General features: G+C 39.4%; 13 protein-coding genes. 5 read left to right on the forward strand and 8 right to left on the reverse strand.

Annotation, left to right across the window (positions count from 1 at the left end):
• Positions 1 to 47: 47 nt before the first annotated feature.
• From infC to ACILP5_RS07180, 6 genes are all read right to left on the reverse strand, one after another.
• Positions 48 to 608 (reverse strand): translation initiation factor IF-3, encoded by a 561-nt coding sequence (gene infC, locus ACILP5_RS07155; RefSeq protein ID WP_395617973.1) that lies wholly within the window; start codon positions 606 to 608, stop codon positions 48 to 50.
• Positions 609 to 689: 81 nt separating this feature from the next.
• Positions 690 to 2,630 carry a threonine--tRNA ligase gene (thrS, locus tag ACILP5_RS07160; protein ID WP_395617974.1) on the reverse strand — a complete coding sequence of 647 codons (1,941 nt, stop codon included), beginning with the start codon at positions 2,628 to 2,630 and terminating at the stop codon, positions 690 to 692.
• Positions 2,631 to 2,690: 60 nt separating this feature from the next.
• Positions 2,691 to 3,581, reverse strand: coding sequence for a hypothetical protein (locus ACILP5_RS07165; RefSeq protein ID WP_395617975.1), 891 nt, complete (start codon positions 3,579 to 3,581; stop codon positions 2,691 to 2,693).
• On the reverse strand, positions 3,572 to 4,966 hold the full coding sequence (locus ACILP5_RS07170) for an aldehyde dehydrogenase family protein (protein WP_395617976.1): 1,395 nt from the start codon (positions 4,964 to 4,966) through the stop codon (positions 3,572 to 3,574). Before ACILP5_RS07170 ends, ACILP5_RS07165 begins: the two co-directional genes overlap by 10 nt.
• A 2-nt stretch (positions 4,967 to 4,968) precedes the next feature.
• The gene (locus ACILP5_RS07175; protein WP_395617977.1) at positions 4,969 to 5,727 is read right to left on the reverse strand and encodes a hypothetical protein; all 759 of its coding nucleotides are present in this window, start codon (positions 5,725 to 5,727) and stop codon (positions 4,969 to 4,971) included.
• Positions 5,728 to 6,744, reverse strand: a complete 1,017-nt coding sequence (locus ACILP5_RS07180; RefSeq protein WP_395617978.1) for an AMP-binding protein — start codon at positions 6,742 to 6,744, stop codon at positions 5,728 to 5,730. It abuts the gene before it with no gap.
• Between the two features lie 84 nt (positions 6,745 to 6,828).
• On the opposite strand from ACILP5_RS07180, the gene ACILP5_RS07185 reads away from it, so the two are divergent.
• From ACILP5_RS07185 to ACILP5_RS07205, 5 genes are read left to right on the forward strand one after another with little or no spacing between them, the layout of a single operon-like run.
• Entirely contained in the window at positions 6,829 to 7,278 is a 450-nt protein-coding gene (locus ACILP5_RS07185; RefSeq protein WP_395617979.1) for a DUF2452 domain-containing protein, read from the forward strand.
• 4 nt (positions 7,279 to 7,282) lie between these two features.
• The gene (gene menB, locus ACILP5_RS07190; protein ID WP_395617980.1) at positions 7,283 to 8,107 is read left to right on the forward strand and encodes a 1,4-dihydroxy-2-naphthoyl-CoA synthase; all 825 of its coding nucleotides are present in this window, start codon (positions 7,283 to 7,285) and stop codon (positions 8,105 to 8,107) included.
• A gap of 2 nt (positions 8,108 to 8,109) precedes the next feature.
• Entirely contained in the window at positions 8,110 to 8,514 is a 405-nt protein-coding gene (locus ACILP5_RS07195; RefSeq protein ID WP_395617981.1) for an EVE domain-containing protein, read from the forward strand.
• Positions 8,515 to 8,517: 3 nt separating this feature from the next.
• Positions 8,518 to 10,125: a hypothetical protein gene (locus tag ACILP5_RS07200; protein WP_395617982.1), complete on the forward strand. Its 1,608-nt coding sequence runs from the start codon at positions 8,518 to 8,520 to the stop codon at positions 10,123 to 10,125.
• A gap of 3 nt (positions 10,126 to 10,128) precedes the next feature.
• Positions 10,129 to 11,034, forward strand: a complete 906-nt coding sequence (locus tag ACILP5_RS07205) for a class I SAM-dependent methyltransferase (protein WP_395617983.1) — start codon at positions 10,129 to 10,131, stop codon at positions 11,032 to 11,034.
• Here ACILP5_RS07205 and ACILP5_RS07210 read toward each other — a convergent pair.
• Both ACILP5_RS07210 and topA read right to left on the reverse strand, forming a co-directional pair.
• Entirely contained in the window at positions 11,031 to 11,921 is an 891-nt protein-coding gene (locus ACILP5_RS07210) for a bifunctional 5,10-methylenetetrahydrofolate dehydrogenase/5,10-methenyltetrahydrofolate cyclohydrolase (protein WP_395617984.1), read from the reverse strand. The two genes, ACILP5_RS07205 and ACILP5_RS07210, sit on opposite strands and share 4 nt — an antisense overlap.
• A 4-nt stretch (positions 11,922 to 11,925) precedes the next feature.
• Positions 11,926 to 14,415, reverse strand: coding sequence for a type I DNA topoisomerase (gene topA / locus ACILP5_RS07215; protein WP_395617985.1), 2,490 nt, complete (start codon positions 14,413 to 14,415; stop codon positions 11,926 to 11,928).
• Positions 14,416 to 14,492: the final 77 nt, after the last annotated feature.

Genomic DNA, 14,492 nt, shown 5'->3' on the forward strand with positions numbered 1-14,492 from the left:
GCAAAAGTAATGAAAATTACCCTATAATTCCAGCATCCGTTTGAAAATTATTTCTTGATGGCCTTAGGGGAGAAGATGATGCTCATTCGCTTACCTTCTAATTTAGGCATATCGTCTGGTTTACCTACATCTTCCAGGCCTTTAGCGAAGTTCAACAATAACATTTCACCACGCTCTTTAAAGACAATTGTTCTACCCACAAAGTGTACATAAGCTTTCACCTTAGCACCCTCTTTAAGGAAATTAACCGCATGTTTTAATTTGAAATTGAAATCATGCTCATCGGTATTAGGACCGAAACGGATTTCTTTAATAACTGTTTTAGTAGCATTCGCTTTGATTTCCTTTTGCTTCTTCTTTTGATCATACTTGAATTTAGCATAATCGATGATTTTACAAACAGGAGGGACTGCTTTAGGAGATATCTCCACTAAATCTAAACTCTGTGCATTAGCTAATTCTAACGCTTTCTCGAATGGATAAACTCCAATCTCAATATTCTCGCCTACTAAACGAACTTCCTCAACACCACGAATTAATTGATTAATCCGGTAAGGTTCTTCTTCTCTCTTATTTCCTCTGTAATTGTTATTCGGGCGTAAAGCCATAAAATAAAATGGGTTTAATATATATTAAATCGAAAGCTAAATCAAAATTAACGCAATTGCAAGCAAATCACGCTTAAGCTCCTATTTTTCATAGGTTAAGGACTGGATTTCTTCCTGCGCCATAGCGATGAACGCATCCAAAGTCATCGAACCCACATCTCCGTCGCCTTTCTTACGAACGGATACAATTCCTTCTGCTTGTTCCTTTTCACCTACTACAATCATAAATGGCACTTTAGCAATTTCTGCATCTCTGATCTTACGTCCCATCTTCTCGTTTCTATGATCTACATAGCCCCGCAAATCTTTCTCCTGAAGACGTAAATACAATTCGTTCGCATAATCCTCGTATTTCTCTGAAATAGGAAGGACAGCGATTTGATCAGGAGATAACCATAAAGGGAAATTACCCGCCGTATTTTCAATCAAAATAGCCACAAAACGCTCTAAAGAACCAAATGGCGCCCGGTGAATCATTACAGGGCGGTGTTTCACATTATCTGAACCGGTATATTCTAATTCAAAACGCTGTGGTAATTGATAATCCACTTGAATCGTACCTAATTGCCATTTACGGCCTAAAGCATCTTTTACCATAAAGTCTAACTTTGGGCCATAGAAAGCTGCCTCACCATATTCGATAACATAGGGCAAACCTTTTTCCTCCGCTGAACGGATAATTGCTGATTCAGCACGATCCCAATCTTCGTCGTTTCCGATATACTTCTCCTTATTTTCTTTATCACGCAAGGAGACCTGAGCAGAATAGGAGTCAAAACCTAAAGCTTTGAACACATATAAAACCAAGTCAATAACTTTCATAAATTCATCTTCCACTTGATCTGGACGACAGAAAATGTGTGCATCATCTTGCGTGAACCCTCTCACACGAGTTAAACCGTGTAATTCACCACTTTGCTCATAACGGTATACTGTACCGAATTCCGCTAAACGCAAAGGTAAATCCTTGTAGGAGCGGGGCTTCGTCTTATAAATCTCACAGTGGTGAGGGCAATTCATCGGCTTTAAGAAGAATTCTTCATTCTCATCAGGCGTATGAATTGGTTGGAAAGAATCCTTACCGTATTTCGCATAGTGACCTGAAGTCACATATAATTCTTTGCTCGCAATATGGGGGGTGATAACAGGAGAATAACCCGCTCTCACTTGTGCACGACGTAAGAAGTTTTCTAAACGTTCACGTAATAGAGTACCTTTAGGTAACCACAATGGAAGTCCCATACCTACTTTCTCTGAGAAGGCGAATAATTCCATTTCCTTACCTAGTTTACGGTGGTCACGGCGCTTTGCCTCTTCTAATAAAGTCAAATACTCTTCTAATTCTTTTGCCTTAGGGAAGGTAATCGCATAAATACGCGTTAACTGCTTACGCTTCTCGTCACCACGCCAATAGGCTCCAGCGACAGACATCAATTTAACAGACTTAATAAAACCGGTATTCGGAATATGAGGTCCACGGCATAAATCCGTAAAATTTCCTTGATTGTAGAAGGTAATCGAACCATCCGCTAGACCGTCGATTAGTTCTAATTTATATTCATCGCCTTTTTCTTTGAAAAAGGCGATCGCATCGGCTTTGGAGACAGAAGTACGAACGTATTCATTTTTTTCCCGACCTAATTCAAGCATTTTATCTTCAATTGCCTTGAATTGATCTGAACCGAATTCGTGTTCTCCTAAGTCGATATCGTAATAAAAACCTTGCTCAATAGCGGGACCAATACCAAATTTAGTTCCTGGAAATAAAGCCTCAATAGCCTCAGCAAGTAAATGGGCTGATGAATGCCAAAAAGTCTTCTTACCCTCCGTATCATTCCAAGTTAGTAATTGCAAAGAGGCATCTGCATCGATAGGAGTAGAGGAATCCACTACTTCACCATTTAAATTAGCAGCTAACACATTACGTGCTAGACCTTCTGAAATTTGTAATGCAACCTGATAAGGAGTGATTCCTTTTTCAAATTCTCTGACTTGTCCGTCGGGAAAGGTGATTTTTATCATTCTAAAAAAATTTGTGCAAAGTTACAAATTAAGGCGCAATGTATTGAATGGAGCACCTGATTAATTTTGAGCTAAAGAATCGCTTGAAATAGCCAATGAATCAGAAGTGAATTCTGAACGCTTCTCAGGTAACTTACCTTGCCTTGCAAGATCCATGTGAATTAATTCTGCAGCGAGAGATTTCGTTCGAGGAAATACTTTTAATACTTGTTTATAAACAGAAGCTGCTTGATCATATTTCTTCATTTTAACCAAAAATCGAGCCCAAAAACGCATAAAATAAGGATCAAGGGGATAAGCCTTCAAACTTGCCAAGATTTCTTTTTGATAACGTAGAGAAGGTAAAACACCTAAACCTTCGGAATAATAAATATAAACTAAAGGTGAGTCATCCTTAGGTTTAGTTTCCATTAATTCAAATAGTCTGGAAGAATCAGAAACTGCATAATCTTTCACTGCCTTTAAAGTAATCCGATCTGTTGGTGAAAAAGAAGATGCGTCTAACTGCTTGATATAGAATCTGGCCAAACTCATTTGATTAGACGCTAAATAATTTTGAGCTAACAATAAGTTGTTTTTAGGCGAACTGTAATCAGTAGCTTCAACTAATTTTGCGCGATCGATGGAGGTAGTATAATCCTCCACTAGTTGTTTTACTTTCGCAGATAAGGCTAAATAGGCAGGCTCACCAGGATTATCACGAAGCGCTCGCTCTAGATCTTGATCAGCCAAACCGCATGCATGTAAAACAACATAATTCTTAGCTCGTAAAAAATACAAATTAGCGCTAGGTTGATCCTCTATTTGCAAGGTTAAAAACTGAACGTTCTTCTCTGCATTTTGACCTAACTGAAAAGCTCTTCGATCAGGAATATTTTCGCCTTTAGAGTCTTGGGAACTTTGGCAAGAAGAAAATAACACACAGACTAAAAATAAAATTCTTATAACCATTTCAAAACAAAGTCAATCATCCAGCGGACTTTTACACTATAAGGCGGATAAAAATTCTTCAGCAAATTAGTTCTTTGAATGACGACAGATTTTTGATTCGAAAATTCGACAAAACCATAATGACCGCCAGATTTACCAATACCTGAATGATTTACACCTCCAAAAGGTAACTCATTGTGACCAAATTGAATCAAACAATCATTGACAACAGACGTTCCTGAACTCGTGTTATTTAAAATATAGTTATTGAATTCTGTGTTAGTCGAGAAGACATATAAAGCGAGTGGTTTATCACCAGAACGAATGTCAGCAGTTATCTGAAATTCATCTTTGAAAGACATAATAGGTAGGATAGGGCCAAATATCTCCTCTTGCAAAATACGCATGTCAGGAGTGCAATTTGTCAACACAGTAGGAGAAATATAACAATCGTCTGCATCAGTAATTCCTCCGAATAAAACTTGAGCTCCCTTTTCTTTCGCATCTTCTAAAAGTGAGGCAATCCGATCAAAATGGCGTCGATTAACGATACGCGCATAATCCTTGCTTTTAGCAACATTCGATCCATAAAAAGTCTCTACCGAAGCTTCCAAGGCCTGTAAAAAAGAAAAATAATTCTTTTCATGCACATACAAATAGTCAGGGGCGATGCAGGTTTGGCCGTTATTTAAAAACTTACCCCAGGAAATCTTAGCAGCAGCTTCCTCCACATTCACGTCCGGACCGACAATAGCTGGCGATTTTCCACCTAATTCTAACGTAACTGAAGTGAGATGCTTCGCTGCCGCTGCCATAACAACTTTACCGATAGCTGGACTTCCAGTAAAGAAAATATGATCAAATTTTTGTTCTAAAAGGAAAGTAGAAACAGTTGCATCACCCTCAAAAACCGCTACTTCACTTTTGTCGAAAAGCGATGAAATCATCTTTTTGATGAAGCTTGACGTATTTGGAGTTAGTTCAGAAGGCTTTAAAATAACCGCATTACCAGCCGCAATTGCATGTACTAAGGGACATATGGATAAATTGAATGGGTAGTTCCAAGGGGATATGATCAAACAAAGTCCTTTTGCTTCATATTGTACTAGACCTTTAGTGCCTAAAAGCATCAAGGGTGTGGAAACAGAGGCTGGTTTCATCCAAGACTTCAAATGTTTTATCGTGTGATTAATTTCACGCTTAACACCCAGCATCTCAGCAATAACTACCTCGGAGGCTGGCTTTTTAAAATCTTGGTACATGACATCACACAATTCCTCTTTGTGCAGTAGCAAATACGATTCAATTTTACGCAACTTAGCAATACGCTCTTCTGCACTAGATGTGCTCAGACGAAGTAATGCGGTCTTTTGTAAGGCAAGGATTTCTAAAATTTGATCTTCCATAATTAAAAAATGAATTGTAATTTTTCCTCTAACTCGTCAAAAAAATAATTGTTTCCACTCGGCTTGCGTAGGGAATGACCCGCTACATACCACAAACCATCTCCTGGATAAACCGCTAAACTAGCTGATTTACAGTTTTGATTTGCTTTGTCCGCTTGAAATTCCGCAATAAATACGTGATTCATTAATTCCTGCAATTCATCCCAATTTGAAAAAGACTTTTGACCCTCTTCGCTATCAAGATATGAAAAACTCAAAGAGGCGAATGACATTTCACCCTCAATCTTACGCCAATTACCGGCACGATCTTTAAATTGAAATCCCAAATAAAGTGGTAATTCTCGGCCATCGATTTCGAACATAGCCTGCATAAATTCCTGAATCAAGGTCTCCTGTGGCTCTAAATATATGGGAACATTAGGCGTCGTATCATTTGCTTCGAGGGTAATAAAGGGCTCCTGGTCCTTGGGAGAGCAAGATCCTGTCACATACTCTTGAAACTGTGGCATCAATCGATCACGCCAAACTAACGGTAATTCGCCTTTATATGTCCATTGATCATCAGGTACTAATCCATCCGCAATTAATTCTTCTCGAGAAAAATCCGACCGATCGATATATTGAATCTCAATCTCAACGCCAGGAGTAGCCGTTTCAAATTGTAAAAAGGTAAAAACAGCCTCTAAATGATAAGGAGCAGGCACATTGATGGGCGACTCGTAAAATAGTTTAAAGCTGCGGGATAATTTATTCGGATTCATTTAAATGGTATTAAGATACAAAGCTACGGTTTTCAACGTATCTATTTTAGCACTCGTGGTTTTTATAAAAGAGGCGAGACATACCACTTGTTTGGGGACTTCATAAGAATGAAGCAGCGCATGAATTGTCTTCTCATCATAATCAGGCATATGAATTGCTTCCACAAACAAGACTACCTTCTGGCCCCAAAACTCATCAGGAACACCGGCCACAAATAGCGGAACGTTAATTAATGATCGATAGACTTCTTCAATTTTCTCCGGTTGAATCTTTAATCCACCTGAATTAATGATGCGATCTAAACGTCCCATTAACTTAAAACGCCCCGGTTCTACGATTTCCACCACATCACGCGTTTCAATCCAGCTATTATCCGTCATCGGAGCACAAATTAATAGGCAATTTTCATCGCTCTGTGCGATTTGAACACCTGCCAAGGTTTGAAATTCTAACTGATTCCAGGTTCTAAAAGCAATATGAGAAACGGTTTCCGTCATCCCGTAGGTTTCATATACTGGAAACCCGAAATCTCTTCTTAAAGAGTCTGGAACGGTAGCCCCACCTAATAAAACACCTTTGGCCTCCTTAAAATACACATTCAAGTCCACATCGGAATCTAGGATAGTCGACCATTGGGTAGGTACAAAAGAAGCGAGATGAATAGAAATTGGAGGGATTTGAACTAAAGGGTTTTGGCAAGGCTCCACTAAAACAAGCACTAGATCATGTACTAATGCACGAACTAAAACCATCGCACCAGCAATATAGGAGGGGGAAAGGGATAATAAAGCAACATCCCCTTTTTGTAAATCAAGCCATTCGCCCGTCATTTTTGCAGATGAATAAAGCTGCTCTCTAGAAAGGTAAATGGGTTTAGGATTCCCTGTAGAACCTGAAGAATGAAATAAAAACGATTTTGCACCTGAACGCCACAACTGACAAAATTTGACTACTTGTTGTTCAAATTCCGATTCAGCTAGAGGTAATTCTGATAAAAGAGAGGGCAGGATGCGCATATAATCACAGATTCTTTCCAAAATTAACCAAACATTATCTAATTTCGTAAGTTAATATAGGGTAATCACAAAGCCTAACTCATTATGTCAGAAGACCCCTTCTTAAATCCCATTAATCCAGACAAAGTAGCTGAAAATCCCGGTCTACTACCGTATGCCCATACGGCTGGAGGAGCCGTCATCAAACCAGATGACATGGGAAAAGTAAAGGGACGCTCTGTTTTAGCCATGCGCCAACAAACGGATCGACAAATGAACCAGTTATACGAGCAAATGGAAGTTCTAGCGCGTCAGGCTAAATTATTGGCTGACAGAAAAGAAATTTCTGAGCGTATTTATGACGCAGCCATGGGATTTGAACCCATTATTAGCGAGACTTATTATTTATACGAAAAAGAAGACGGTTCTGACTTGATGTCATTAGTAGCACCCGAAGAATGGGGCCGTTCCTTTAAATACAGCCGTTATTTAGCCAAAGTGAAATTATTAGCCGACCACACCTGGGAGGTCGAATACAACGATAAAAACGATTAATATTATGATTTCATCTTTCCCTTGGGAAACCATCAAAACCTACGAAGATATCCTATTTCAATTCTATAATGGAATTGCTAAAATTTCCATCAATAGACCTCATAAACACAATGCCTTTACGCCATTAACTGTTCAGGAAATGTCTGAGGCCATGGAATTGGCGCGTCAAGATCCGAAAGTAGGAGTAGTTATTTTAACAGGGGAAGGTGGAAAAGCGTTTTGTTCCGGTGGAGATCAAAGTGTACGAGGAGATGGTGGATATGTAGGAAAAGATACAGTACCTCGTTTAAACGTATTGGACTTACAACGTCAAATCAGAACCATTCCTAAGCCTGTCGTAGCGATGGTAGCCGGTTGGGCAATTGGCGGTGGACACGTTTTACACGTCATCTGTGACTTATCAATTGCAGCGGAAAATGCGCGTTTCGGTCAAACGGGACCTAATGTGGGTTCTTTCGATGGCGGATTCGGTGCTTCTTATTTAGCGCGTGTAGTAGGTCAAAAGAAGGCCAGAGAAATTTGGTTCCTGTGTGATCAATATGACGCTGCAGATGCGCTTCAGATGGGATTAGTCAACAAAGTGGTTCCTTTGGAAGAATTGGAAAAAACGACAGTGGCATGGTGTGAAAAGATTTTAGAAAAGAGCCCATTAGCCTTGCGTATGTTAAAGTCAGCTTTCAATGCAGAATTAGACGGACAAGCTGGTATTCAAGAACTAGCAGGAAATGCAACCTTATTATATTATTTGTCTGATGAGGCCAAAGAAGGAAAAAATGCCTTCCTTGAAAAACGCAAACCAGACTTCTCTAAATTTCCTAAATTCCCATAAGCATGAATTATTGGCTAGTAAAATCAGAACCATTCAAATATTCTTGGGATGATTTCGTTAAAGAAGGGAAATCTGTTTGGGATGGGGTACGAAATTACCAGGCTCGGAATAATATGATGGCCATGAAAAAGGGCGATTGGGTCTTTTTTTACCATTCAAATGAAGGAATGGAGGTCGTGGGGCTTGCCGAAGTAAGTAAAGAACACTATCCAGATCCGACGACGGAAGATCCGCGTTGGGTGGTAGTGGAATTAATTCCTAAGAAAAAGTTTGATAAAACAGTCACGTTGAAAGCGATGAAAGCAGATGATCGCTTGTCAGGTTTGGCATTAATTAAGCAATCACGTCTATCGGTAACCCCAGTCGCAAAAGCAGAATTCGATATTATTTTAAGCCTAGCTGAATAAAATATGAAATCAATCCGCCTTTTCATCATTTTAATTTTCTGTAGTTATATATCTATCGCGCAAGAATTAAAACGAGTCGAAATTCTAGCAGGATCCAATCAATTAGAAACTTTTTCCATTCCACTTGGGGAAAAAGGAGTGGTTGTGTTACATCACACCAGCAAATCTGAATTTATTATCAGGGGATACAATACTGATTTAGAACAAGTCTGGATACATCAAGGAAGCGTGGATGCAAATCTTGATTACGTGACTAATTGTTATGATGGAAAATATTTGAATTTGCTATTTAGCCGCTTTAAGAGTAATAATTATTACATTGTTCGAGTAAATCCAAAAGATGGGATAGTAGAAAAGTTTCAAATCTTTTCAGTCGAGAAAATGGAAATTTCAAACTTTAAGGCTTTGAATCAATCCTTGTTTATTGGCGGTATTGTAAACAATAATCCGGTTATTTTATATACAAATCTAGGCGAAAAGATAACCCGCATTCTTCCGGTAGTGGTGAATGGTGAGGCAGAAATACAATCAATGGATTTGGATACGACACAACAACAGATTAATGTTGTTTATTCCGTGGGCAAAAAGGCGAAGAACTACCAGTTAATTTTAAAGTCTTTTGATGAAGATGGTAACCAATTAGGTCAGATTACCATGAATCCGAAGATAGAATATGCGCAAATGAATGCCAAATCAACACAATTGAATGACTCTCTTCAAGTGGTGGTAGGCACATATGGGCATAAAAACACCATTGGATCTGGAAGAGGTCCTAGTTCACAGGGTATCTATTTTTCATCTTATTTGGATGGTGAACCTCAAGAAGAAAAATTCCACAGTTTTACACAATTCAATAATTTTTTCAATTTTTTGGGGGAAAAACAAAAAAATAAACAGGAGAAAAAAATAAAAACCAAAGAAGACAAAGGAGAAGAGCTACGATTAGACTATCGTTTATTAATGCATGAGATAATAAAAAAGGGAGACCATTACATCGTCGTAGCTGAATCGTTTTATCCAGATTACAAGTATGCTAATTTTTCGCCATGGGGTGGTGCTGGAGCTATGTTTGGAGGAGGATTATTATCACCTTGGAATATGCTGTATAATCCATACAGATGGGGATACGGAAACTATGGCCTTTATTCTCCATTCTCTAGCTATTATAGCCCATGGGGATATAGGGGATTTAATTCTTTTAGTAATACCCAGCAATTTGATGGATGGATTTATACGCATGCAGTGATTGCCGAATTGGACGAAAAAGGTAACTTATTATGGGATCATTCGATTGATTTAAACAATATCAAAGAGGATAAATTAATTCAAAAAATTAAGACTTCTTTACATGGTGATGTATTGACCTTATCTTACCAAAGAGGTAATAACATCATTTCTAAATACATTAGTGCACAAGGTCAAGCTGGAGAAGAGAAAGTACAGGAATTAATTACGCAAAACGATGGAGATAAAATTCGTAGTCAAGAAAAATCAGATTTAAATTTCTGGTATGGCAACAATTTTCTAGCTTCTGGTAATCAAATAATTAACAATTTAGAGGAGGGAAGACGTGCTGTTTACTTCCTAACTAAAATCCCATTGAACCCCTAAAAATTGAAAAATTTAGCTTCTATTGCCATTGAAACACCCACGTTTTGGGATAAAAATTATGAATTAATTGACTCCGGTGGGTTCGAAAAGCTAGAGCAGTTTGGCGCTTTTGTGGTAAGACGGCCTGAGCCACAAGCTGTTTGGCAAAAATCTCTTTCAGAAGAATTCTGGGCCAGTAAAGCAAATGCCTATTTCAAAAAAGAAAAGGGTAGTACAGAACGTGGCGTATGGGAAGTAAAGAAAGGGGTTCCAGATAAATGGTTTATGCCTTATAAGTCTGAAACACTAGATTTAAACTTCAAAATATCCTTGTCTTCTTTTAAACACGTAGGTATTTTCCCGGAACAAGCATCGAATTGGGAATTTTTAGCAAAAAATATTCCCCTATTAAAAACGCCTAAACCTAAAATCTTGAACTTATTCGCCTATACGGGCGGTGCGAGTTTAGCCTGCAAGCAGGTGGGTGCAGATGTCACACACGTGGATTCTGTTAAACCTGTTCTATCTTGGGCCAGAGAGAATATGGAGGTCTCCAAGCTGGACAATATTCGTTGGATGGCAGAGGATGCGCTTAAATTCGTGAAACGTGAAGCAAGACGCGGTAACTTTTACCAAGGAATACTATTAGATCCACCCGCTTATGGTCGCGGACCAGAAGGCGAGAAATGGGTATTGGAAGAACAAATTGACGATATGTTGCGATCTGTGAAAGAGATACTAGACCCTAAAGAACATATTCTTTTAACGAATGTCTACTCATTAGGTTTCTCAACACTTGTAGTAGAAAACTTAATGAAGGGAATCTTCAATGTGCCAGATGAGGCAGAATCAGGAGAAATCTATTTGAATGATGAATACGATAAAAAACTCCCTTTAGGAGTCTTTTATCGCTATCTGTTCCAATCTTAGTTTTTCGGATAAATAACTCCTTTAGCAGCTAAAAGGGTATTTTTCATCAAAGAAACGATGGTCATTGGACCTACGCCTTTAGGAACAGGGGTGATATAGGAGCACTTAGGCGCTACATCATCAAAATCTACATCACCTTTCAGGGCAAATCCAGATTTTTTAGTCGCATCTTCCACACGCGTTAAACCAACGTCTATAACTACGGCACCCGGTTTAATGTGCGAAGCCTTAATGAACTCAGGTATACCCAAGGCTGCAATAACTATATCCCCTTGAGAACAAATCTCTTCTAAATTCAAGGTTCTAGAATGTGTTAATGTAACGGTACAATTGCCCACAGGATGATTACGTTGCATCAAAATAGACATGGGTAAGCCTACAATTTGGGAACGCCCCACAACTACACAATGCTTCCCAGTTGTTTCGATTTTATAATAAGCTAATAAATCAAGCACGCCTTGAGGCGTCGCAGAAATATAGGCTGGTAAACCTTTTGCCATACGACCAATATTGATCGGGTGGAAGCCGTCTACATCCTTAGAGGGATGTATAGTCTCCATCACTTTATCCGGATTAATGTGTGCAGGAAGAGGTAGTTGAACAATTAAACCATCCATATCTGGATTGTCATTCACCTTTTGAACTTCCGCTAGCAAATCGGATTCTGAAATCGTTGGATCGAAACGTAAAAGGGTAGAAGCAAAGCCTAATTCCTCACAGGACTTCACTTTATTGGCTACATAGGTCTCGGATGCACCGTTATTTCCTACGAGGATGGCTACTAAATGAGGAGCTTTTTGGCCCGCTGCAACCATTTGTTTAACTTCTTCACCGATGGCGATTTTCATCGTTTCGGCTACCATTTTTCCATCGATAATCTGACTCATAAATTTATTTTTTACGTGCTTTCTTAGGTGCAGGAGCGGCATCGCCTAAGGCTAAACACTCCTCTAATGTTAAATCTGCTGGTTCTGTTCCTTTCGGGATCTTCACATTTCGTTTTCCAATTTGGATATACGGACCATACATACCATTGACAACTTTCACCATCTCATTTTCTGCGAATTCCTTGATGAATTTATTCGCTTCAACCTTTCGTTTTGCCTCGATTAATTCAATCGCACGCGCTTGATCTATCGTCGCTAAATTATCCGTTTTAGCTAAAGAATAATACTTCCCATTATGCTTTACATAAGGGCCAAAACGGCCTTTACCAGTCTCAATCAAAGAATCTTCAAAGTATCCGAGACCTCCAGCCTCTGCATCTTTCAAGGCTTGCGCAATCACCGCAATCGCTTGATCGACTTCAATGGAGAATGGATCATGTGTATCCGGTAAACTAGTAAACTTGCCATCATATTTAATATAAGGGCCTAATTTTCCGGCACCAATAATCACTGGCATATCATTGTGAATACCTACTTCACGTGGTAACTTAGGGCGTTCTAGTAATAACAAAGCTTCCTCAAAAGTCAATGTGCTAACCGACTGCGTCTTCGTCAAATTCGCAAATACTGGTTTCTCTTCTTCAGAAGATTCCCCTAACTGCACAAATGGACCAAATTTACCTAAACGCACTGACACTAAACGCCCTGACTTAGGATCAACACCTAATTCACGGCCACCCCCTACAGAACTGCGGTTGATCGATTTCGAATCTTCAATGGTCTGGTGGAAAGACTTGTAGAAGTTTTTCATTAACACGGTCCACTCTAATTTACCTTTGGCGATGTTATCAAATTCATCCTCCATTTCCGCGGTAAACGTATAATCGACGACATTTTCAAAGTTTTCAACCAAGAAATCCGTCACCATTGTACCAATGTGTGTTGGAAATAACTTCGCTTTTTCCGTACCAACTGTTTCTGTCGCTTTCGTGCCCGAAATTTCGTTGTTTGCAAGTACCCAGGTTTGGAATTCACGTTCTCTACCCGGACGATCTTCCTTCACCACATAAGCACGTTTAATAATGGTAGAAATAGTAGGAGCATAGGTCGACGGACGTCCAATACCTTTCTCCTCCAAAGCCTTCACTAAACTAGCTTCTGTATAACGTGGTGCAGCACGCGTAAAACGCTCTTGCGCCTTCATTTCATCTAACGACAATACTTGACCCACGTTCAAAGGAGGTAGCATATCTTTGTTCTCATCCTCGTCTTCGTCATCTTTCCCCTCCAAATAAGCCTTTAAAAATCCTTCAAAAGCAATCACTTCTCCTTGAGCCGATAATAACTCTGGAGTAGTCGAAATATCGATTAAAGCGGTCGTACGCTCAATTAAGGCATCTGCCATTTGAGATGCAATCGCGCGTTTCCAAATTAACTCATATAAACGCTTCTCACGCGCATCACCAGTAATGCTATGGTTCGCAAAATCCGTAGGTCGAATGGCTTCGTGAGCCTCTTGCGCACTTTCAGACTTTGTTTTGAATTGTCGGCTATAATGGTATTTAGCGCCATAGGCTGACTCAATTTCCGCTTTCGCCTTATCTCTAGCTTCTTGAGATAACATCGTAGAATCGGTACGCATGTACGTGATGCGACCAGATTCATAAAGTTTTTGAGCGACGGACATCGTCGTAGCTACGGCAAAACCTAATTTACGCGATGCTTCTTGTTGTAGCGTGGACGTCGTAAATGGGGGTGCGGGTGATTTTTTAGCAGGTTTTGTTTCCAAACTCTTAATGCTGAACGCAGCGCCTACACATTTTTTCAAGAAGTCTAATGCGTCATTTTCTTTGGCAAAAGACTTAGACAACTCAGCTTTCAAAACTTTTTTTCCGGGCAAATCAAAATGAGCAACTACTTTAAATGTAGCAACAGCCTCATGATTTTCGATTTCACGCTCGCGCTCTACAATTAAACGAACCGCAACGGATTGCACCCGGCCAGCTGATAAACCTTTCTGAACTTTCGACCAAAGTACTGGGGATAATTCAAATCCAATCAAACGATCCATAATACGACGTGCCTGTTGCGCATTAACTAAATCCATATCAATGGTTCTAGGCTGCGTGATGGCTTGTAAGATGGCTGTTTTAGTTATCTCACGGAAGACAATACGTTTTGCGTTATCCTTTAATCCTAATGCTTCCTTTAAATGCCAAGAAATGGCTTCTCCTTCTCGGTCGTCGTCCGTTGCTAACCAAACTTCCTCAGATGATTTCGCTAAACTTTTTAATTCTGAAATGACTTTTGTCTTATCCGCTGAAACCACATAGGTAGGAGCGAAGTCATTCTCCACATCGATGGCTTTATCTCCCTTTAAAGGTAAATCGCGAACGTGACCAAAAGAAGACTTCACCACGAAATCCTTTCCCAAATATCCTTCTATGGTCTTCGCTTTCGCAGGAGACTCAACTATGACTAAATTTTTTGCCATTATGCTGGTTAAAAAATGAAAATCTTAAAATGACCCCAAATATAAGCGCTCTAAATTTAACAAAGAGGCAAAATTCG

Origin of the sequence: Aquirufa sp. (genome assembly GCF_044239315.1) — a bacterium.
Lineage (GTDB): Bacteria > Bacteroidota > Bacteroidia > Cytophagales > Spirosomataceae > Aquirufa.

Bases quoted from the DNA above. Each gene is read 5' to 3' on its own strand.
- thrS (WP_395617974.1), bottom strand. From the start codon at position 2,630: ATGATAAAAATCACCTTTCCCGACGGACAAGTCAGAGAATTTGAAAAA.
- ACILP5_RS07180 (WP_395617978.1), bottom strand. From the start codon at position 6,744: ATGCGCATCCTGCCCTCTCTTTTATCAGAATTACCTCTAGCTGAATCG.
- menB (WP_395617980.1), top strand. From the start codon at position 7,283: ATGATTTCATCTTTCCCTTGGGAAACCATCAAAACCTACGAAGATATC.
- infC (WP_395617973.1), bottom strand. From the start codon at position 608: ATGGCTTTACGCCCGAATAACAATTACAGAGGAAATAAGAGAGAAGAA.
- ACILP5_RS07185 (WP_395617979.1), top strand. From the start codon at position 6,829: ATGTCAGAAGACCCCTTCTTAAATCCCATTAATCCAGACAAAGTAGCT.
- ACILP5_RS07195 (WP_395617981.1), top strand. From the start codon at position 8,110: ATGAATTATTGGCTAGTAAAATCAGAACCATTCAAATATTCTTGGGAT.
- topA (WP_395617985.1), bottom strand. From the start codon at position 14,415: ATGGCAAAAAATTTAGTCATAGTTGAGTCTCCTGCGAAAGCGAAGACC.
- ACILP5_RS07175 (WP_395617977.1), bottom strand. From the start codon at position 5,727: ATGAATCCGAATAAATTATCCCGCAGCTTTAAACTATTTTACGAGTCG.
- ACILP5_RS07165 (WP_395617975.1), bottom strand. From the start codon at position 3,581: ATGGTTATAAGAATTTTATTTTTAGTCTGTGTGTTATTTTCTTCTTGC.
- ACILP5_RS07210 (WP_395617984.1), bottom strand. From the start codon at position 11,921: ATGAGTCAGATTATCGATGGAAAAATGGTAGCCGAAACGATGAAAATC.
- ACILP5_RS07200 (WP_395617982.1), top strand. From the start codon at position 8,518: ATGAAATCAATCCGCCTTTTCATCATTTTAATTTTCTGTAGTTATATA.
- ACILP5_RS07170 (WP_395617976.1), bottom strand. From the start codon at position 4,966: ATGGAAGATCAAATTTTAGAAATCCTTGCCTTACAAAAGACCGCATTA.